The sequence below is a fragment of the Candidatus Pelagibacter sp. genome (assembly GCF_052049675.1).
In the GTDB taxonomy this organism is placed as follows: domain Bacteria; phylum Pseudomonadota; class Alphaproteobacteria; order Pelagibacterales; family Pelagibacteraceae; genus Pelagibacter.
Genome location: NZ_JBNGZM010000001.1, coordinates 931082 through 948932 on the forward strand (window position 1 = coordinate 931082; position 17851 = coordinate 948932).

The window sequence follows — 17851 nt, forward strand, 5'->3', positions numbered from 1 at the left end:
TAATGAAAAGCAAAATACTTGCTCTTTCAAAAAACGAGGAATTTAAAAATTTACTTAAACAAAAAAAGATTACCAATAAATACGTAAGTATTTTTTTTGGAAAATTATTAAATAAAGATAAAAAAAGACTAAATATCAGTTTTGTGACTAAAAAAAAAATTGGTAATGCAGTAAAGAGAAATAAAATTAAAAGAAGATTAAGAAACATTATGAATGAAGCTGTTAAAAAAGTAGAGATAAACTTTGATTATTCATTTCTTGTTATAGCCAAGTCTTCTATGCTAAATAATGAATACAAAATTATAAAAGAAACTCTTTTTCAGGATTTTGCAAAAATAAAATAATGAATATATTTACTTTAATTTTAATTAAATTTATCAAAGCTTATAAATATTTGATTAGTCCATTATTGGGTCATTCTTGTAGATATTTACCAACGTGCTCTGAATACAGCATAGATGCTTTAAAAGAATACGGTTTTTTTAGAGGTTTATTAATTAGTATAAAAAGAATTTTATCCTGCCATCCAATAAAATTTTTAGGGGGTGGCGAAGGGTTTGATCCAGTTAAAAAAGAAATGAAGGACAATAAATAATGGAAACTAGAAATATAATTGCTGCCATAAGTTTATCAGCTGCTGTAATTATATTATACTCTCTATTTTTTGCACCACCTCCTGTAACGAAAGAAAATTTAACTAAAAAAACTAAGACTGAACAGAATTCAGATGCGCCTAGTCTTGATCAAAAAGAAAATTTAGCCGAAATTTCACGAGAAGAAGCACTACAACAAAGTGAAAGAATTCAATTTGAGAACCAAAGTATTGTTGGATCTATTTCATTAAAAGGAGCCGCAATAGATGATCTAACCTTCAAAGAATATAATGTTAGTTTAGAAAGTGATGAAAAAGTAAAATTTCTTGCACCACGAAGCTCTAAAGAAGGTTATATAATAGAAAGTGGTTTTATAACTACTGATAAAAATATCGATATTCCAAATGCAGACTCAATTTGGTCAGTTTATGGAAATAATAAATTAACTGATCAATCTCCTATAAAACTAAGTTGGACTAATGATCAAGGTATTACTTTTGAAAAAGAAATTGCATTAGATGATAAGTTTTTATTCACAATAAAACAAAGAGTTATAAATTCTACTGACAAAAACTATGACTTCTATTCTTATGGACAAATTATAAGAAATCAAATCCCTGAAGGTTTAACCGATTTTTACATTCTTCATGAAGGCCCAATCGCTACATTAGATGAAGAATTAATTGAGGAAGATTATGACGATATTGAAGAGAAAAAATTTTCAAGAACTGCCCAAAAAGGGTGGTTAGGTCTAGGAGATAAATATTACATATCAACTCTAATTCCACCGAGAGAAAAAGAATTTAAAACTACAATGGATTACAAAAACAAGTATAGAATAAACTTTGTTACAACAGAACCATTAGAAATAACTGGAAACTCCTCTATAGAAGAAAACTTGCAAGTAATAGTAGCTGCAAAAAGAGTTGATGTAATTGATGGGTACGCAGAATCATTAAAAATTGATAAATTTGATCTTACGATTGATTGGGGTTTCTTATATTTTTTAACACGTCCTTTGTTTACTGCTTTAGAATATTTCTTTAAAATATTCGGTAATTATGGATTGGCAATTATTGCTGTTACTATTTGTATTCGTGTAGCATTTTTTCCACTTGCTAATTTTTCATTCAGAAGCATGGCTAAAATGAAAGCTCTTCAGCCTGAGATGGCAAGACTAAAAGAAGTACACAAAGATGACAAGATGAAACTGCAACAAGCAATGATGGCTCTTTACAAGAAGGAAAAAGTTAATCCTATGTCTGGATGTTTACCAATTCTGATTCAAATACCTGTATTTTTTGCTTTATATAAAGTTTTATTTGTAACAATAGAAATGCGTCATATGCCTTTTTATGGTTGGATCCAAGATTTAAGTGCTAAGGATCCTACTTCTATATTTAATTTATTTGGATTGTTTCCTTATGACGTACCTTCTTTCCTTGTAATTGGAGCATGGCCAGTTGCTATGGGGGTATCAATGTGGGTGCAACAAAAGTTAAATCCTGCTCCAACAGATCCAATGCAAGCAAAAATATTTATGTTCTTCCCTCTATTTTTAACAGTAATTCTTGCACCATTCCCAAGTGGGCTAGTAATTTATTGGACAGTTAATAACATTTTAACAATGGCTCAGCAGGTTGTAATAATGAAACGTACAACAGTTAAAACTGTAACCTAATTAAAAAATAATAAATGGACCTTGAAAAGATATTACCTAAAGATGGGCCACCAATTAATGAAGTAACTAAATATATTGAAAAATATAAAAATGATTTAATAGTAATTAAATACGGTGGAAATGTTTTAATTGATAGAAACGTATTTAATAATTTTATAACTGATCTTAGTGTTTTAAATAAATTAGGCCTTGCAACTGTGGTAATTCATGGTGGTGGACCTAGAATTAAAAGAGAGCTAGAAAAATCAAATATTCAATCAAAATTTATAAGAGGATTGAGAGTAACTGATAAAAATATAATTGATATTGTTGAAGCTGTTTTGATCGATTTTAACGATGACATTGTTAATTCTTTAAAAAACAAAGGAACAGAAGCAATCTCTATTCACACAAAAAATAATAATATTATTAAAACTATACCAGAGGCAGAGGAACTAGGATTTGTAGGAATACCAAATGAGATTAATATTCAGCAAATACTAAATATAATTAATCAAAATAAAATTCCTATAATTTCACCATTAGGATTGGGTAAAGAAAACCAAACATATAATATTAATGGAGATACAGCTGCAATGGCTATAGCAAAATCTTTAAAATCTAGAAGACTATTGTTAATGACGAATGTTGACGGTGTTTTAGATAAAAATAAGAAATTAATAGATGAAATTTCTTCATCTAAGGTTCTTGAAATGATTAAAGATGAAACAATTACAGAAGGTATGATACCTAAAATAAACGCATGCTTAGATGCAGTGAATAATGGTGTGAAAGCAGTTGGTATTATCAACGGCACAAAGCCACATTCATGTTTATGGGAAATATTCTCTGATAAGGGTTCTGGAACTCTAATAAGACAATGAAAGAATTAAAGAATATCAAAAACATATTATTTGATTGTGATGGCGTACTCTACAGTGATCTTGAAGGGGTATTCGGTCAAGTAAGTAAAAAAATGACTCAATATATTTCAAATAAATTAAATGTAGATTTAAAAAAAGCAAAAGAATTACAAACAAATTATTTCCACAAATATAACACTAGTCTTAATGGTTTAATGATACATCACGATATACCTCCAGAAGAATTTTTAGACTACGTGCACAATATTAATTTAGATTTTTTAAAAAAAGATACTGTTTTAAAGAATGAGCTAAAAAATATTAATCTAAACAAATTTGTGTTTACAAATGGTAGCAAAAAACACGTGAAAAATATAACTACTCATTTAGGAATTGAAGATCAATTCGATGGAGTATTTGATATTGTTGATGCTGAATACAGTCCAAAACCTGAGGCAAAAGCATTTGATCTTATGGTCAAAAAATTTCAAATCGATCCAAGTGAAACCATTTATATTGAAGATATCGCAAAAAACTTATCTATTGGAAAAGAAAGAGGGGCAAAAACAGTTTGGTTAATCAATGATGAATACTGGGGCAAAAAAGAGTCTGATAAAGAATACATTGATTACAAAATAGAAAATCTTTCTTTATTTTTAAAAGAAATAAGGTTATTAAAAAACTCATAAAATTATGAGTATAGAAAAAATTATAAACGAAGCTTGGGAAAATAAAGACCAAGTAGGCCAAAATTCAGATAAATCTTTAAAGGATGCTGTTAATCAAATTATTGATGATTTAGATGGTGGAAAAGCAAGAGTAGCTGAAAAGATCAACGGCGAATGGGTTACTCATCAGCATCTTAAAAAAGCTATCATGTTAAGCTTTAGAATGTATCCAATGGAAAATTTAAATGGTCCATACAGCAGCTGGTATGACAAAGCTCATTTACTTAAAGGAAAAACAGCTGGATGGACAAAAGAAGATCATGAAAAAGCTGGTTTTAGAATGGTGCCAAATTCACCAGTAAGAAAAGGATCATTTATAGGAAAGAATGCGGTTTTGATGCCGTGTTATGTAAATATCGGAGCATATATTGATGAAGGGACGATGATGGACACGTTTAGTCGTGCTGGAAGCTGTTGTCAGATTGGAAAAAATTGTCACATCTCAGCTGGCACTGGCGTTGGAGGTGTATTAGAACCTGCTCAAGCATTACCAACAATTATTGAAGATAATGTTTTCTTAGGCGCAATGTCCGAAGTAGTGGAAGGCGTAATAGTTGGGGAAGGCTCTGTTCTGAGTATGGGGATGTATATTGGGCAATCTACTAAAATTGTTAATAGAAAAACTGGTGAAATAACTTATGGAAAAATTCCACCTTATTCAGTGGTAGTTCCAGGATCCTTACCAGATAAAAACAATCCACAAGCACCATCTTTGTATTGTGCGGTAATAATTAAACAAGTTGATGAAAAGACGAGATCAAAAACATCAGTTAACGATCTTTTAAGAGATTAAAATGCAAACAATAAATGAATTACAATTAGCTAAAGAGCTAATTAGGTTTCCATCTATTACAAAAACTGATGCCGGTGTTATTAAATTTTTGGAAAAAAAATTAAAAAAAATCGGCTTTAAAACTAAAATTCTCGAGTTTAAAGATAAAAATAGTTATCCTGTAAAAAATCTTTACGCAAGACTTGGTACCGCAAGTCCAAATTTTTGTTATGCTGGTCATTTGGATGTAGTACCACCTGGTAATTTGAATGATTGGATTGTTAATCCATTCAAACCTACTGTTAAGAAAGGATACTTAATCGGCAGAGGTGCAAATGATATGAAAAGCTCAATAGCTGCATTTGTTACTGCGGTAAGTAATTTTTCTAAAATAAATAAAAAATTCGCTGGGTCTATTAGCCTTCTAATTACTGGGGACGAAGAAGGAATTGCAATTAATGGAACAAAAAAAGTTGTTGAGTATTTGAGAAAAAGAAAAGAAAAAATAGATTTTTGTTTGGTTGGAGAACCTACAAATCCAAATAAATTAGGAGAAATGATAAAAATTGGTCGTAGAGGTAGTATGACCGGAAAATTGTCTGTCATTGGTATTCAAGGTCATGTCGCTTACCCAAATAGAGCTAACAATCCGTCAACAGCTTTAGTTCGAATACTCAAAGAGTTAAAAGAAATTAAATTTGATAAAGGTACAAAGGATTTTCAACCTACAAATTTGGAAATAACAAAAATTAATATTGATAATTCAGCTGATAATGTAATTCCAGGATTAGCTAGTGCTTCTTTTAATATTAGATTTAATAACAAACATACATCACATAAATTAAAGAATAAAATAAACAAAATAATTAAACAAATTTGTAATAATAATAAATCAAAATATGAAATAGAGTATAGTGTTTCTGGTGAAGCTTTTTTAACTAAGCCTAACAAAACTACATTTATGATTCAAAATACAATTAAAAAAGTTACTAAAATTAAACCAAAATTATCAACAACTGGTGGTACTTCAGATGCTAGATTTATAAGAAAAATAGCTCCATGTTTAGAATTTGGATTAGTAGGAAAAACTATGCATAAGGTAGGAGAATGTGTGTCCTTATCTGATTTAAAAAGATTAACTTTAATTTATACTAAAATCTTAGATAATTACTTTAAGTGAAAACTGGTTTTATTACATCAGATACATCTCAAAATCATGATACAGGTCCTGGGCATCCAGAACAAATAGCTAGAGTATCAGTCATAGTAGAAAATTTTAAAAAACTTAATAATAGAAATCTTATATGGAAGAAACCGTCTAAAGTTTCAGATGATATTCTATTAACCACACATGAAAAGAATTACTTAAAGTTATTAAAAAGTTCTTTTCCAAAAAAAGGTTTCTCTTCACTTGATGGTGATACAATCATTTCACCTGGAAGCAAAGATGCAACTTTCGATGCAGTTGGATCAATAATTGCTGCAATTGATGGAGTAGAAAAAAAAGAATTTAGAAATGCATTTTGTGGTGTTCGACCTCCTGGACATCATAGTTCACAAAATAAAGCAGCTGGTTTTTGCATTTTAAATTCAGTAAGTATCGGTGCAAATTATTTGTTGAAAAAATATAAATATAAAAAAGTTGCAATAATAGATTTTGATGTACATCACGGTAATGGAACACAGGATATTTTTTATGAAAATGAAAATGTTCTTTTTATATCAGCTCACCAATATCCCTACTACCCAGGAACTGGTTCTGAACAAGAAAAAGGTAAATTTAATAATATCTTTAATATACCTTTGCCAGCTGGCATAAGTTCAGAAGAATATTTAAATGTATTTGACCGTGTATTAAAAAAATTAGAAGAGTTTAGACCAGAGTTTATATTAATTAGCGCTGGTTTTGACGCACATGAAGATGACCCTCTCGCTCAATTTAATTTAAAAACAGAGGATTATTTTACTATTACTAAAAGATTATTGGAAACTTCTAAAAAGTTTTGTAATGGAAAAGTTGTCTCAATTTTAGAGGGCGGTTATGACCTAAATGCACTTCGAGACAGCACTAAAAGACATGTTGATGCTTTCTTAGAATTTAATTGATAAATCTTAATAAAACTCTAAATAAAAATTTTCATGAAATTATATAAAATAAAAAAGTCTGAAATTGATAATAAAGGTAAAGGACTTTATGCAACTCGTGACATTAAAGAGGGAACCAAAATAATTGACTATATCGGAAAACTTATAACAAAAAAACAAACACAAGATTCTGATAAATACGATAATAATAAACCAATATATTTATTCACAATAAATAAAAGATACGATCTAGATGGAGATTTTCCATGGAATACCGCAGGTTTAATAAACCATTCTTGTGATAATAATTGTGATTACGATGGAAAGGGATTGAAAATTTGGGTCAAAGCAATCAAAGATATTAAAAAAGGTGAAGAGTTTACCTGTGATTATGGATTTGGTTATGATGAAAACTACAAACAATTTCCTTGTAAATGTAAATCAAAAAACTGTTGTGGATATATTTTAAGAGCTGAGTCTAGATGGCGAATAAATAAAAAGTTTGCTATGAGCAATAAAAATAAATTAATAAAGAACCCTAAATAAAAATAAACCATTTGGTGGTGCTGGAGGAGCACACAGTGTTCTTTTTTTTGACTTAAATCTCTTTTCAAAAGTTTTCAAATCCCATTTCTTTTCCCCCAAATATTTTAAACAACCAACCATAGATCTAACCTGATTTTGTAAAAAAGATTGAGAACTAAATTGAAATTCAATTTTGTTTTTTGATGATTTAATATTTATTGATTTTATAGTTTTAATTGGACTTTTAGCGTTACAGCTTGATGATCTAAAAGTTGAATAATCATGGGTTCCTAATAACTTTTTTGCACCCTTTTTCATTAATTCTAAATTTAAAGACTTACGAACATGCCATGCTCTATTTTTTTCAATTATGGGTTGGCTTATTTGATTAAAAATAAAGTATTTATAAATTCTTTGTTTTGCTGAATATCTAGCATGAAATTTATTGTTTCTTTTTTTAATATTTTTAATTGCAATGTCTTTTAAATTTAAAAAATGATTTATAGATTTTAAAAATTTAATTGTATCAATTATTTTAATTTTGCAATCAAAGTGTGCGGATTGCTCAAATGCATGAACCCCAGCATCAGTTCTTCCTTGACCATATAAAATAATCTTTTCTTTTAATAATTTTGATAATTTTTCTTGAATTAATCCTTGAATTGTTGGGCCTTTTTTTTGAATTTGCCAGCCTCTAAAATTTGTCCCTACATACTCAATAAATATTTGGTATCTATTCATTATAAAAATGAACCTTTTTTAATTTGTGTTCCTAAAACAAATTCACCAATACTTTGAGGCTTTTTTCCTTGTCGTTGTATTTCTTTAATTTTTATTGATTTTTTATCTCCACACGATATTTCTAAATGGTCAGATAAAACCTCACCTGGTTTTCCTTGTGCTTGTCCAATTTCTGCTTTTAATATTTTATATCTCTCACCGTTAAACATGAAATAAGCACCTGGAACTGGATAAAGTCCGTTTATTTTACCAATTATAATTTTAGCATCTTCTTTCCAATTAATCTGCCCCTCAAATTTTTGAATTTTTGATGCGTATGTCGCTGATGAGTGATCTTGTTCTACAAAGTTTGCTTTATCCTCATAAATATCATCTATATTATCTAAAATTTTCTCTGCAGCCAGACTTGATAGCTTTTCATTAATATCTTCAGCATTTAAATTATTTTCAATATTAATTTTATAAACATTACATACCGGTCCTGTGTCTAGTTCCTCCCCTATTTTCATAATACTAATTCCTGTCTCTTTATCTAAATTCATAATTGATCTTTGAATAGGAGCAGCACCCCTCCATTTTGGAAGAATAGATGCATGTATATTAATAAATCCTTTTTTAGTTAATTTTAAATATGACTTTGGTATAATTTGACCATAAGCAACAACTATTGCCAAATCTGCCTCTAAAGATTTAAAATATTCTAATTCCTCTAAATTTTCTTTTAATGAATTTGGTGATCTAAATTCTATATTTAAAGTTTCCGAAATTAATTGAATTGGTGACTTGTTAATTTTTTGACCTCTTTTAGATTTTTGAGGTGGTTGTGTATAAACACAAGAAATAGGATATCCATTTTGATAAAGCGATTTTAAAATTGGAACAGCAAACATGGGGGTACCCATAAAAACTATTTTTTTTAGCATTGATTAAGCTTATACAGAAGTAGATTTTAATTTTGATAATTTTTTAATTATCATTGACCTTTTTAATTTTGAAAGATAATCAATAAATAGGATTCCCTCTAAATGGTCCATTTCATGCTGAATACATGTTGCCAGAAGGCCATCGGCTTTTAGCAATTTCTTTTCTCCATCATAATCAAGATATTCTACTTCACACTTACTAGGTCTATCTATTTCTGCAAACTGATTTGGCACAGAAAGACATCCTTCCTCATAGGTTGCTTTTTCTGGATCTTTATTTTTAATAACTGGATTTACGAAATATCTTGGCTCTTTTTTATTCTCATCTTTACTTATATCCATTACAATAATCCTCTTTGGTACACCAACTTGTATCGCTGCTAGACCAATTCCGTTTGCGTCATACATTGTCTCAAGCATATCATCCATCAATTTTTGTTCTTCTATACCAACACTATTGACTGGTTTAGATATTTGCCTAAGTAATTTATTAGGTTCTGTTATTATAGTTCTGATAGCCATAACTTGATTTTAGTATAATTTTTATACTTTTAAAGGAAGAACTTTTAATAATAGTTTATTTCTAATTAAATCAACATTTAATTGATTTAAAGTATTGATAATAAAATAAACTGTATCTTCATCAATATTTTCAATTTTATCAGGTCCAATTACCTCAATTATTCTCAACAACGCAGCACCAATCTCATTATTGTCTATCATTGTTTGAATATCTATAGGCATTTCTGATCGCTTGACCTCATATAGACCTTCATATTTTTTTGAAATTTTAACTCCATCAGATTTAAGTGCCTCTAGAAAAATTATATCTTTTTTTGATAAAAAATATTTTTTATCCTTTTTAATTTTCTTTAAAAATTTGTCTAAATCTTCCTCAATTTTAGATTTTGCATAGTCTCCATTAAAATAATTTATAAGTTTTGATTGATGTAAAATTTTACTATTATATTTAATCTTTTTATCTACTGTCTCTTTCTCTTTTAAATTACTATTATAAAAAGTTGTAAAATTTGACGGGACATCCTCAACATTAATGTCACTTAAAAATTTTTTTAGTTCTAAATCAAAGGCATCACCTATACCATCAGATATAAATAGATCCTTTAAAATCTTTATAAATTCTAATTTGATTTTTGGTTCTTCTGTTAAAAGAGTTCTTTGATATAAAAGAGCACGCCCCTCGATTGAAGATAGAGACTTATATGCCTCTTTTGCGTTTAAAAATTGATTAATATTAAATTGGAATTTTTTATAAAATTCGAATAACTCCTCTTCAGAATAATTTTTATCATTAACAGCTTTTTCTATAGTGGAAATTTTTTCTACATTAGTAATTTCTATATCTTGAATTTTAAAAAGTAAATTAGCAGCTGAAAGATATTTCCAAATTATTTTAGGTGTATCTTCATTCGGTTCATAAGAAAACTCTGGGTTAGTTCTGTGAGCTAAATGAAAATCTAAAATTGAGTTTATTGAAATTTCTTTATCTGCCTCATCTAGATATCCAAATAAATAATTTATTTTGTTTTCATAATAATTATCTTCGAAACCTAACTCTTTTTTTAAATCTAAAATTAGTTGTGCCTCTTCATTTTTTCCATAATTGATTAAACAATATAAATTAAATTTAGACAGATATTCGTCTTGGATAGGTTCTGTATTTTTAGAAAAAATCTCACATGACTTTTTTATGTTTGATTCTGATAAGTAAGTATCTACCAAATATCTTGCTAAATTAGGGTGCAAATTTATTATTTGATTTTTAATTAAATATTCTTCAATTAATTCTAAGTTTGCATCTTTTATTAACCAGTTAGATTTAAAGCTCATAAATTCTTGCTCAGTAATGTTTTGAGTTGGGGAATAAGCATTGGTTAATAAAGATATGTGCATTATATCAGATGCATCTTCTGAAAGATTAAACTTATTAATATTCTGAAATAAAATTTTTAATTTTGTTCCATCTGAATTTAACCACATATCCATACTTAAGCCGTATTCACTTGGATCATATAAACCAACAATTTTAATTTCTTTTGATGAAAATTCTTTATCAAGTTTAATTGTGTCCGTTTGTTTATTTGTTTGTAATTCATAAACACTATTCTGAGTAGTGTTTACAGTGTTTTCGCTTGAAATATTTGTTTCTGTAATAACCTGATTATCTTTTTTTTCTAGATTCCAAATATCAATTGGTTTCTCTTCTGCAAATACAGGTGTAAAAAAAATAAGACAAACTAATATAGTTGAAAAAATTTTCTTATTTAACAATTTTAAAATTTTCATTTGGAATGATTTTTTCAATTTCTTTTTTAGGTGCAGGAAAATCAATTGTACTTAGAAAAAAAATAATACCTAAAATAACCCCTAATCCAATTATAGATCTAATCACAAGTCCTATGATACTTGCTTTGCCTGAACTTGTGTTTTTAATGAATTGCATATACTTTTAGATAATTTCAAATTAAGACATATTTATGTTTTTTCAATAAAGAAAATTATGAAATCAAAAGAAAATCTTGTTTTTTTGGGTATGATGGGTTCTGGTAAGAGCTCTATTGGATCTTTAGTAGCTAAGAAATTAAAGTTAAATTTTGTGGATATCGATAAAGAAATTGAAAAAAATTTAAACATTACAATAAAAAAAATCTTTGAAGTTAAGGGTGAGAATTTTTTTAGAAAAATTGAAGAACAAACAACTTTAAAAAAACTTAAATTAAGCTCTACTGTGATTTCACTTGGTGGCGGAGCTTTTACAAATATAAATATTAGGAAAGAAATTTTAAAAAATCATTTATCTTTTTGGCTAAATTGGGATGATAAAACATTGTTAAATAGAATTAAAAACAGTAAAAAAAGACCATTAGCGATTAATGCAACAGATACTGAGTTATTTGATTTAATCAAGAAACGATCTAACATTTATTCAAAAGCTTTATATGAGATAAAGTGTGATAATCTTTCTAAAATTGAAATAGTAAAAAAAATTGTAGAAATTTATGAAACAAACTAGATTAAATATAGTTACTAAAACTGAAAAATATCCAATAATTATTGGATCAAATTTGACCTCAACTGTGTCAAAAATTTTTAAATCAAATTCAATTGATTTTGATAAATGTTTAATTGTTGTTGATAAAAATGTTCCAAAAAAATTTGTTTCAAATATTAAAAAGTCTTTAAAAAATAAAAGTATTTTTATTTTATTTTTTAATGCTATTGAAAAAAATAAAAATACAAATAGCGTAAATAAAATTCTAGAAGTTTTATTAAATAAAAACTTTTCAAGAAATGATGTTTTAATTTCTTTAGGAGGAGGAATTACAGGCGATGTAAGTGGTTTTGCGGCTAGTCTTTTCAAAAGGGGTCTAAAGTTTGTAAATATTCCAACAACTCTTTTAGCTCAAGTTGATTCATCAGTAGGTGGAAAAACTGGAGTTAATTCTAAGTATGGTAAAAATTTAATAGGAAGCTTTTACCAACCATCATTGGTTCTCTCAGATATTCAACTTCTTAAATCTTTATCAAAAAGAGAGATAATTTGTGGATATGGAGAAATATTAAAGCATTCATTAATTGAAAATAAAAAATTTTTTAATTTCTTAAATAAAAATTTTAAAAAGATTTTAAGTCTTTCATCTCCATTTATTGAAAAAGGTATCTATGAAAGTTGTAAAATTAAAAAAAAGATAGTCGAAAAAGATGAAAAAGAAACAGCATTAAGAAAAGTATTAAATTTTGGTCATACATTTGGCCATGCTTATGAGGCAGGCTTAGGGTACAGTCATAAACTAAATCACGGTGAAGCTGTGATACTTGGAATGAAGACAGCACTTAATTTTAGTTTAAAGGAAAATATACTCAGTAAAAATGAATATAATTTAATTATAAATCATATTGATAATTCTGTTCTACCTTCCTCAATAAAAAAACATTTTTCTATCAAAGATTTAAATAAAATTTTATCTTTTATGATTAAAGATAAAAAAAATAATTCTAAAAAAATCAATTTAGTTTTATTAAAAAAGATTGGTAAGCCAATTTTCAACAAACAATATTCGAAAAAAAAGATAAACTTATTCTTAAGAAAATTTTTAACTAATTAAAATTTGGATTGAGTGAATAAATTCTTTTAATTCTTGATCTAAAATCTTGTAAATTTTTTTATTACTTTCAATTTTACTCATTTTTTTTAGTTCTTCAGAAACAATAATTAATTTTAAATGATATTTTCCCTCTTGATTTCCTTTGTGATTTTTATGAAGAAAAGATTTATCTTCAATATTTATACTTTCAATATTAATTTGATTTAATAATTTATTTTTTACAATTGTAATTAACTCATTTATATCCATATATGTTATTATATATCATGAAAAATATTTGTGACTGGAATAATTGTAATGAAATAGGTGAATATAAGGCGCCAGTTGAAAAAGATAATAGCAGAAAATTTAGAATGCTTTGCCTTGAGCATGTGAAAGAATTTAATAAAAATTGGAACTATTTTTCAGGTATGAATGATGATCAAGTAATGAATTTTTTAAAATCTGACATGACTTGGCACAAACCCACGCAAAGCTTTAGCTCTTCAGATAATTTTTTCAAAGTGTTATGGAATACAACTTTGAGAGATGAGTTCGATAAAGAAAAAATAAATGGAGATTATGATCATATGCGTCAATTTAAATTTGATCATAAAGATATAAAAGCTTTTGGAATATTAGGGGTTTCAGTAGGTTTAAAGTGGAAGAAAATTCAAGATAAATTCAAATTGCTTGTGAAAAAATTTCACCCTGATATGAATTCTGGAAATAAAAAATACGAAGAAAAACTTAAACTTATAACATTGGCTTATACTCAGTTGAAAAATACCTATAGGGAAAAAATTGACACCAAATCTTAACACAGAACCAGATATTAAAGTCTCAATAAAACAAACTTTTGGAATTGATTCAGAAATGGAAGTAGACGCATTTTCAAAAAAAAATGAATATGTTCCTGAAATTGATAAAAACTATAAATTTGATAGAGATACTACATTATCTATTATTTCAGGATTTGCGTTTAACAAAAGAGTTTTAGTTCAAGGATATCATGGTACTGGTAAGTCTACTCACATTGAGCAAATCGCTGCGAGATTAAATTGGCCATGTATCCGTGTAAATTTAGACAGTCATGTAAGTAGAATTGATTTAATTGGAAAAGATGCAATCGTTCTTAAAGACGGTAAACAAGTAACTCAATTTAATGAGGGAATTTTACCGTGGTCTATTCAAAATCCAGTTGCACTTGTTTTTGATGAATATGATGCTGGAAGACCTGATGTAATGTTTGTAATTCAAAGAGTTTTAGAAGCTGAGGGAAATTTTACTTTACTTGATAAAAATAAAATAATTAAACAAAATAAATTTTTTAGATTATTTGCTACCTCAAATACTGTAGGACTAGGTGATACGACAGGTCTTTATCATGGTACACAACAAATTAACCAAGGTCAGATGGATAGATGGAATATCGTTACAACATTAAATTATCTCAGCCTTGATAGAGAAATGGACATTATTTTATCTAAAAATAAAAACCTAAATAATACGAAAGGAAAAGAGAAAGTTGCTAATATGATAAAAGTAGCATCTCTAACGCGTAAAGGATTTATTGCAGGAGATATTTCAACAGTGATGAGTCCAAGAACGGTTTTACATTGGGCAGAAAATACGGAGATATTTAAAGATACTGGTTACGCCTTTAGAGTAACTTTTCTTAATAAATGTGATGATATTGAAAAAAATACTATCGCAGAATATTATCAAAGATGTTTTGGTGAAGAGTTACCTGAATCTTTGATTAATATTCAAATCTGATGAGCACTGAAGAAAATAATTTAAAAGAAAAATTTAAAATTGCTTTAACTTCTACAGCAAAGGTAATTGCTGATGATTTTGATATAAAAAAAACAAATTCTGAAGAAAAAAAAATAAAAGAATTTAATTTTCTAGAGATTGACAATTTAACTAGTCCAGCCGATTTTATAAGATTGCGTGCAGAAACAGATTCCTCTGCTTTGAAAAAAAAATTTTGTAATGAAACAATTTACAAAAAAAACCTTCCCTCAAATACATCTTCTAAATCCCTTTATAATATCGCTGAAAAAATACGTTATGAGACTCTTGGAGGAAAAATGTTAAAAGGAATTGAAAAAAATTTTCAAGAAAATTATCATCAAATAATAAATCGTAAACGCAAAGATCAATTAAAAACTAAAGAAGATGTATCTGTTACAGAGGCATTCGAGCTATATATGCTTAAGAATTTTCATAAAATTGAACTAAATCCTTTAACAACAAAAATGCTTAATTTTTGGGAAAAAGACTTTGAGGACGCTATAGAAAAACATAAAGAATTTTTACTTAAAAATCTTGAAGATCAAAATATTTATAGTTCAAAGTTTTCAGAAATATTGGAAGAAATGGACATATTTCAAAATGAAGATGAAGACGAAAGAAAAGAAGAAAATCAAGATCAAGGACAAGATAATCCATCAAATGAAGATGAAAATAATGACAAAGAAGATAATAAAGATGAAAAAGATGAAAACGTATCAGAGGCTTCACTAGATGCTGATTATAGTATTGATGAATTTAACTTTGACGATCAACTGTCAGATACAGAGTCAGATGAACAAAGTTCTCAGCAAGTAGCTCAAAAAAAAATAGATAATATCAATTTAGATTATAAAGTTTTTACAACTCAATTTGATGAAGTTGTAAAAGCTGAAAATCTAGAAAATGCAGATGAAGCAACAAAATTAAGAAGAAATTTAGATCAACAATTAGTAGGCTTTCAAGATATTATAACAAAGCTTGCTAATAAACTACAAAGACAATTGCTTGCTAAACAAAATAGAGCATGGGAATTTGATTTAGAGGAGGGATTATTAGACAGTTCAAAACTTCCAAGAATTATTATGGATCCATATAACTCTTTATCATTCAAAAAAGAAAAAGATTTAGATTTTAAAGATACAGTGGTGACTTTACTCATAGATAATTCTGGATCTATGAGAGGAAGGCCAATTACTATTGCTGCTATTTGTGCAGATATCTTATCCAGGACGCTAGAAAGGTGCTCTGTTAAAGTTGAAATTTTAGGTTTCACAACTAAAAATTGGAAGGGTGGACAGAGTAGAGAATTATGGACCACAAATTCTAAACCTAAAACACCAGGAAGATTGAACGATCTAAGACATATAATTTACAAAGGAGCAGATACCCATTGGAGACAGGCAAAAAATAATTTAGGACTAATGCTTAAAGAAGGATTGCTAAAAGAGAATATTGATGGTGAAGCTATATCTTGGGCTTATAATAGAATTAAAAAGAGAAAAGAAGAAAGAAAAATATTAATGGTTATTTCTGATGGAGCCCCTGTAGATGACTCAACTCTTTCTGTAAATTCAGGTGATTTTTTGGAAAAACATTTAAAAAAGATTGTGAAGTTTATTGAAAATAAATCAGATATTGAAGTTTTGGCTATAGGAATTGGTCACGATGTTTCAAGATATTATGATAAAGCTATCAAAATTACTGACGTAAATGAATTAGGAGATGTTATGATATCTCAATTAAGCTCATTATTTGAAACAAAGAACAAATATCACTAAATATTAAATAATTCTTTATTCTTCCATCTAATAACAACTTCAGCACCATTACGTGTTTTTGAATTTCTACAATTAACTGATGCAAAATTTTTTTCTAATAAAGTTTTTCCAATAAATAACCCTAGTCCTAGGCCCTCTTTAGACTTATCTTTTGAATAATTTGATTTTAAATACGGTTCTCCAATTTTTGATATAATATCTCTTGGATAACCATTGCCATCATCTTCTACTGTAATTTCTGTAAATTCACTGTCACTTTTTAAATTGATAAAAATAGAATGTTTGGCAAATTTATTCGCGTTTCCTATAAAATTTCTCAATCCATAAACTATTTCAATAGATTTACTTATTTTTTTTGGGTTTGAGTCTTGATCATAATTGAAGAAAAATTCCTTTTTACTTATTTCCTTAAATGAAGAAATAATTTCATGCAAATAATCTCGAATATTAATATCTTTATCAATAAATTCATCTTCTTCTACAGGATTTAGAGTTAATCTCTTTAAAATTTCATTACATCGCTCAACCTGGCTATTCAATAACTCTATATCTTTTTCTAAATCTTTATGCCCCTGAAATTGCTTCATTAAATCATGTGCAATTATTGTTATCGTAGAAAGTGGTGTACCTAAAGAATGTGCGGCTGCAGCAGCTTGACCCCCCAAAGATAAAAGTTCATGTTCTTTAGCCATAACCTCCTCCATTTTTCCTAATGCCTCTTTTCTTAATCTAGATTGCGTGCCAAACGTCATTGCAAAGTAATTTAAAAATACTAAAGCGATAATCAAAGAAATTGGGATAGAATAATAAAAATAATGATTGTTATGAAAATCACTATTTAAATTAATTGGTAAATCTTGATAATTAAAAGTTAAAAATACAACTATAATTATTGTTAATATTACTAACAAAGTATTAGTTCTTAAGCTTAAATTTGATGAGGAAAAAACACTTGGTATTAATATAAAAATTACAAATGGATTGGTTATTCCACCTGACAAATAAAGGAGAACACCTAATTGCAAAATATCTATAAGCAAGAAGATAAAAGCAGATCTATCTGATAATTGTGTTTTTTTATAAATAAAAATTAAATATAAATTACTTAATATTCCTAAAAATATAACTAAATTTGAGGTAATAAAATCAAAACTAGGATTTAGAAATAAATAAACAAAATTTACTGCAATTAATTGTCCAATAATTCCAATCCATCTTAAAGTTATATAAGTTGATTTTTTAAAAGAATGATATTTTGAAGTTTCAAAGAACTTCAT

The 17851-nt window shown here is 27.6% G+C and carries 21 protein-coding genes; 14 read left to right on the forward strand and 7 right to left on the reverse strand.

The features are described 5' to 3' along the window. The first annotated feature begins 2 nt into the window (after positions 1 to 2). From rnpA to ACTT9L_RS05135, 9 genes are read left to right on the forward strand one after another with little or no spacing between them, the layout of a single operon-like run. A complete protein-coding gene (gene rnpA, locus ACTT9L_RS05095) occupies positions 3 to 344 on the forward strand; it encodes a ribonuclease P protein component (protein WP_075484842.1) in 342 nt (113 codons plus the stop codon). Next, a complete protein-coding gene (yidD, locus tag ACTT9L_RS05100) occupies positions 344 to 595 on the forward strand; it encodes a membrane protein insertion efficiency factor YidD (RefSeq protein ID WP_440928238.1) in 252 nt (83 codons plus the stop codon). Before rnpA ends, yidD begins: the two co-directional genes overlap by 1 nt. Continuing rightward, entirely contained in the window at positions 595 to 2274 is a 1680-nt protein-coding gene (gene yidC, locus ACTT9L_RS05105; protein WP_440928239.1) for a membrane protein insertase YidC, read from the forward strand. Before yidD ends, yidC begins: the two co-directional genes overlap by 1 nt. A 14-nt stretch (positions 2275 to 2288) precedes the next feature. Next, positions 2289 to 3137 carry an acetylglutamate kinase gene (argB, locus tag ACTT9L_RS05110; protein WP_440928240.1) on the forward strand — a complete coding sequence of 283 codons (849 nt, stop codon included), beginning with the start codon at positions 2289 to 2291 and terminating at the stop codon, positions 3135 to 3137. Then, on the forward strand, positions 3134 to 3805 hold the full coding sequence (locus ACTT9L_RS05115; RefSeq protein WP_440928241.1) for a pyrimidine 5'-nucleotidase: 672 nt from the start codon (positions 3134 to 3136) through the stop codon (positions 3803 to 3805). The genes argB and ACTT9L_RS05115 overlap by 4 nt, the downstream gene beginning before the upstream one ends. A 4-nt stretch (positions 3806 to 3809) precedes the next feature. Beyond that, a complete protein-coding gene (gene dapD / locus ACTT9L_RS05120) occupies positions 3810 to 4637 on the forward strand; it encodes a 2,3,4,5-tetrahydropyridine-2,6-dicarboxylate N-succinyltransferase (protein ID WP_440928242.1) in 828 nt (275 codons plus the stop codon). 1 nt (position 4638) lies between these two features. Further along, on the forward strand, positions 4639 to 5796 hold the full coding sequence (gene dapE / locus ACTT9L_RS05125) for a succinyl-diaminopimelate desuccinylase (RefSeq protein WP_440928243.1): 1158 nt from the start codon (positions 4639 to 4641) through the stop codon (positions 5794 to 5796). Next, a complete protein-coding gene (locus tag ACTT9L_RS05130; RefSeq protein WP_440928244.1) occupies positions 5793 to 6722 on the forward strand; it encodes a histone deacetylase family protein in 930 nt (309 codons plus the stop codon). The genes dapE and ACTT9L_RS05130 overlap by 4 nt, the downstream gene beginning before the upstream one ends. A gap of 33 nt (positions 6723 to 6755) precedes the next feature. Further along, entirely contained in the window at positions 6756 to 7247 is a 492-nt protein-coding gene (locus ACTT9L_RS05135; RefSeq protein WP_440928245.1) for an SET domain-containing protein, read from the forward strand. On the opposite strand, the gene truA is transcribed toward ACTT9L_RS05135, so the two are convergent. The 5 genes from truA to ACTT9L_RS05160 are packed head-to-tail and all read right to left on the reverse strand — an operon-like array spanning position 7227 to position 11354. Beyond that, positions 7227 to 7967 (reverse strand): tRNA pseudouridine(38-40) synthase TruA, encoded by a 741-nt coding sequence (truA, locus tag ACTT9L_RS05140; RefSeq protein WP_440928246.1) that lies wholly within the window; start codon positions 7965 to 7967, stop codon positions 7227 to 7229. The two genes, ACTT9L_RS05135 and truA, sit on opposite strands and share 21 nt — an antisense overlap. Continuing rightward, on the reverse strand, positions 7967 to 8890 hold the full coding sequence (gene fmt / locus ACTT9L_RS05145; RefSeq protein ID WP_440928247.1) for a methionyl-tRNA formyltransferase: 924 nt from the start codon (positions 8888 to 8890) through the stop codon (positions 7967 to 7969). Before fmt ends, truA begins: the two co-directional genes overlap by 1 nt. A gap of 9 nt (positions 8891 to 8899) precedes the next feature. Continuing rightward, a complete protein-coding gene (gene def / locus ACTT9L_RS05150; protein ID WP_440928248.1) occupies positions 8900 to 9412 on the reverse strand; it encodes a peptide deformylase in 513 nt (170 codons plus the stop codon). A gap of 21 nt (positions 9413 to 9433) precedes the next feature. After that, the gene (locus tag ACTT9L_RS05155) at positions 9434 to 11197 is read right to left on the reverse strand and encodes a hypothetical protein (RefSeq protein WP_440928249.1); all 1764 of its coding nucleotides are present in this window, start codon (positions 11195 to 11197) and stop codon (positions 9434 to 9436) included. Next, positions 11172 to 11354 carry a hypothetical protein gene (locus tag ACTT9L_RS05160; protein ID WP_440928250.1) on the reverse strand — a complete coding sequence of 61 codons (183 nt, stop codon included), beginning with the start codon at positions 11352 to 11354 and terminating at the stop codon, positions 11172 to 11174. Before ACTT9L_RS05160 ends, ACTT9L_RS05155 begins: the two co-directional genes overlap by 26 nt. A gap of 57 nt (positions 11355 to 11411) precedes the next feature. Here ACTT9L_RS05160 and ACTT9L_RS05165 point away from each other — a divergent pair, with 57 nt between their 5' ends. Then, a complete protein-coding gene (locus ACTT9L_RS05165; protein ID WP_440928251.1) occupies positions 11412 to 11924 on the forward strand; it encodes a shikimate kinase in 513 nt (170 codons plus the stop codon). Beyond that, the gene (gene aroB / locus ACTT9L_RS05170; RefSeq protein ID WP_440928252.1) at positions 11911 to 13017 is read left to right on the forward strand and encodes a 3-dehydroquinate synthase; all 1107 of its coding nucleotides are present in this window, start codon (positions 11911 to 11913) and stop codon (positions 13015 to 13017) included. The genes ACTT9L_RS05165 and aroB overlap by 14 nt, the downstream gene beginning before the upstream one ends. On the opposite strand, the gene ACTT9L_RS05175 is transcribed toward aroB, so the two are convergent. Beyond that, a complete protein-coding gene (locus ACTT9L_RS05175) occupies positions 13006 to 13266 on the reverse strand; it encodes a BolA/IbaG family iron-sulfur metabolism protein (RefSeq protein ID WP_440928253.1) in 261 nt (86 codons plus the stop codon). The genes aroB and ACTT9L_RS05175 overlap by 12 nt on opposite strands. Before the next feature lie 17 nt (positions 13267 to 13283). Between ACTT9L_RS05175 and ACTT9L_RS05180 the strand changes: the two genes are divergently transcribed. Genes ACTT9L_RS05180 through ACTT9L_RS05190 form a run of 3 tightly spaced genes read left to right on the forward strand, consistent with a single transcriptional unit; the run spans position 13284 to position 16574 of the window. Continuing rightward, positions 13284 to 13817, forward strand: coding sequence for a J domain-containing protein (locus ACTT9L_RS05180; RefSeq protein WP_440928254.1), 534 nt, complete (start codon positions 13284 to 13286; stop codon positions 13815 to 13817). Next, the gene (cobS, locus tag ACTT9L_RS05185) at positions 13801 to 14775 is read left to right on the forward strand and encodes a cobaltochelatase subunit CobS (RefSeq protein ID WP_440928255.1); all 975 of its coding nucleotides are present in this window, start codon (positions 13801 to 13803) and stop codon (positions 14773 to 14775) included. Before ACTT9L_RS05180 ends, cobS begins: the two co-directional genes overlap by 17 nt. Beyond that, entirely contained in the window at positions 14775 to 16574 is a 1800-nt protein-coding gene (locus ACTT9L_RS05190) for a cobaltochelatase CobT-related protein (RefSeq protein ID WP_440928256.1), read from the forward strand. The genes cobS and ACTT9L_RS05190 overlap by 1 nt, the downstream gene beginning before the upstream one ends. Here ACTT9L_RS05190 and ACTT9L_RS05195 read toward each other — a convergent pair. After that, positions 16571 to 17851, reverse strand: a complete 1281-nt coding sequence (locus ACTT9L_RS05195) for an ActS/PrrB/RegB family redox-sensitive histidine kinase (RefSeq protein WP_440928257.1) — start codon at positions 17849 to 17851, stop codon at positions 16571 to 16573. The two genes, ACTT9L_RS05190 and ACTT9L_RS05195, sit on opposite strands and share 4 nt — an antisense overlap.

Excerpts from the sequence above, each read along its gene's own strand:
- ACTT9L_RS05190 (WP_440928256.1), top strand. The coding sequence starts at position 14,775 with ATGAGCACTGAAGAAAATAATTTAAAAGAAAAATTTAAAATTGCTTTA.
- dapE (WP_440928243.1), top strand. The coding sequence starts at position 4,639 with ATGCAAACAATAAATGAATTACAATTAGCTAAAGAGCTAATTAGGTTT.
- ACTT9L_RS05135 (WP_440928245.1), top strand. The coding sequence starts at position 6,756 with ATGAAATTATATAAAATAAAAAAGTCTGAAATTGATAATAAAGGTAAA.
- yidD (WP_440928238.1), top strand. The coding sequence starts at position 344 with ATGAATATATTTACTTTAATTTTAATTAAATTTATCAAAGCTTATAAA.
- def (WP_440928248.1), bottom strand. The coding sequence starts at position 9,412 with ATGGCTATCAGAACTATAATAACAGAACCTAATAAATTACTTAGGCAA.
- ACTT9L_RS05160 (WP_440928250.1), bottom strand. The coding sequence starts at position 11,354 with ATGCAATTCATTAAAAACACAAGTTCAGGCAAAGCAAGTATCATAGGA.
- rnpA (WP_075484842.1), top strand. The coding sequence starts at position 3 with ATGAAAAGCAAAATACTTGCTCTTTCAAAAAACGAGGAATTTAAAAAT.
- aroB (WP_440928252.1), top strand. The coding sequence starts at position 11,911 with ATGAAACAAACTAGATTAAATATAGTTACTAAAACTGAAAAATATCCA.
- yidC (WP_440928239.1), top strand. The coding sequence starts at position 595 with ATGGAAACTAGAAATATAATTGCTGCCATAAGTTTATCAGCTGCTGTA.
- ACTT9L_RS05165 (WP_440928251.1), top strand. The coding sequence starts at position 11,412 with ATGAAATCAAAAGAAAATCTTGTTTTTTTGGGTATGATGGGTTCTGGT.
- argB (WP_440928240.1), top strand. The coding sequence starts at position 2,289 with ATGGACCTTGAAAAGATATTACCTAAAGATGGGCCACCAATTAATGAA.
- truA (WP_440928246.1), bottom strand. The coding sequence starts at position 7,967 with ATGAATAGATACCAAATATTTATTGAGTATGTAGGGACAAATTTTAGA.
- ACTT9L_RS05175 (WP_440928253.1), bottom strand. The coding sequence starts at position 13,266 with ATGGATATAAATGAGTTAATTACAATTGTAAAAAATAAATTATTAAAT.
- fmt (WP_440928247.1), bottom strand. The coding sequence starts at position 8,890 with ATGCTAAAAAAAATAGTTTTTATGGGTACCCCCATGTTTGCTGTTCCA.
- ACTT9L_RS05155 (WP_440928249.1), bottom strand. The coding sequence starts at position 11,197 with ATGAAAATTTTAAAATTGTTAAATAAGAAAATTTTTTCAACTATATTA.
- ACTT9L_RS05115 (WP_440928241.1), top strand. The coding sequence starts at position 3,134 with ATGAAAGAATTAAAGAATATCAAAAACATATTATTTGATTGTGATGGC.
- ACTT9L_RS05195 (WP_440928257.1), bottom strand. The coding sequence starts at position 17,851 with ATGAAGTTCTTTGAAACTTCAAAATATCATTCTTTTAAAAAATCAACT.
- ACTT9L_RS05180 (WP_440928254.1), top strand. The coding sequence starts at position 13,284 with ATGAAAAATATTTGTGACTGGAATAATTGTAATGAAATAGGTGAATAT.
- dapD (WP_440928242.1), top strand. The coding sequence starts at position 3,810 with ATGAGTATAGAAAAAATTATAAACGAAGCTTGGGAAAATAAAGACCAA.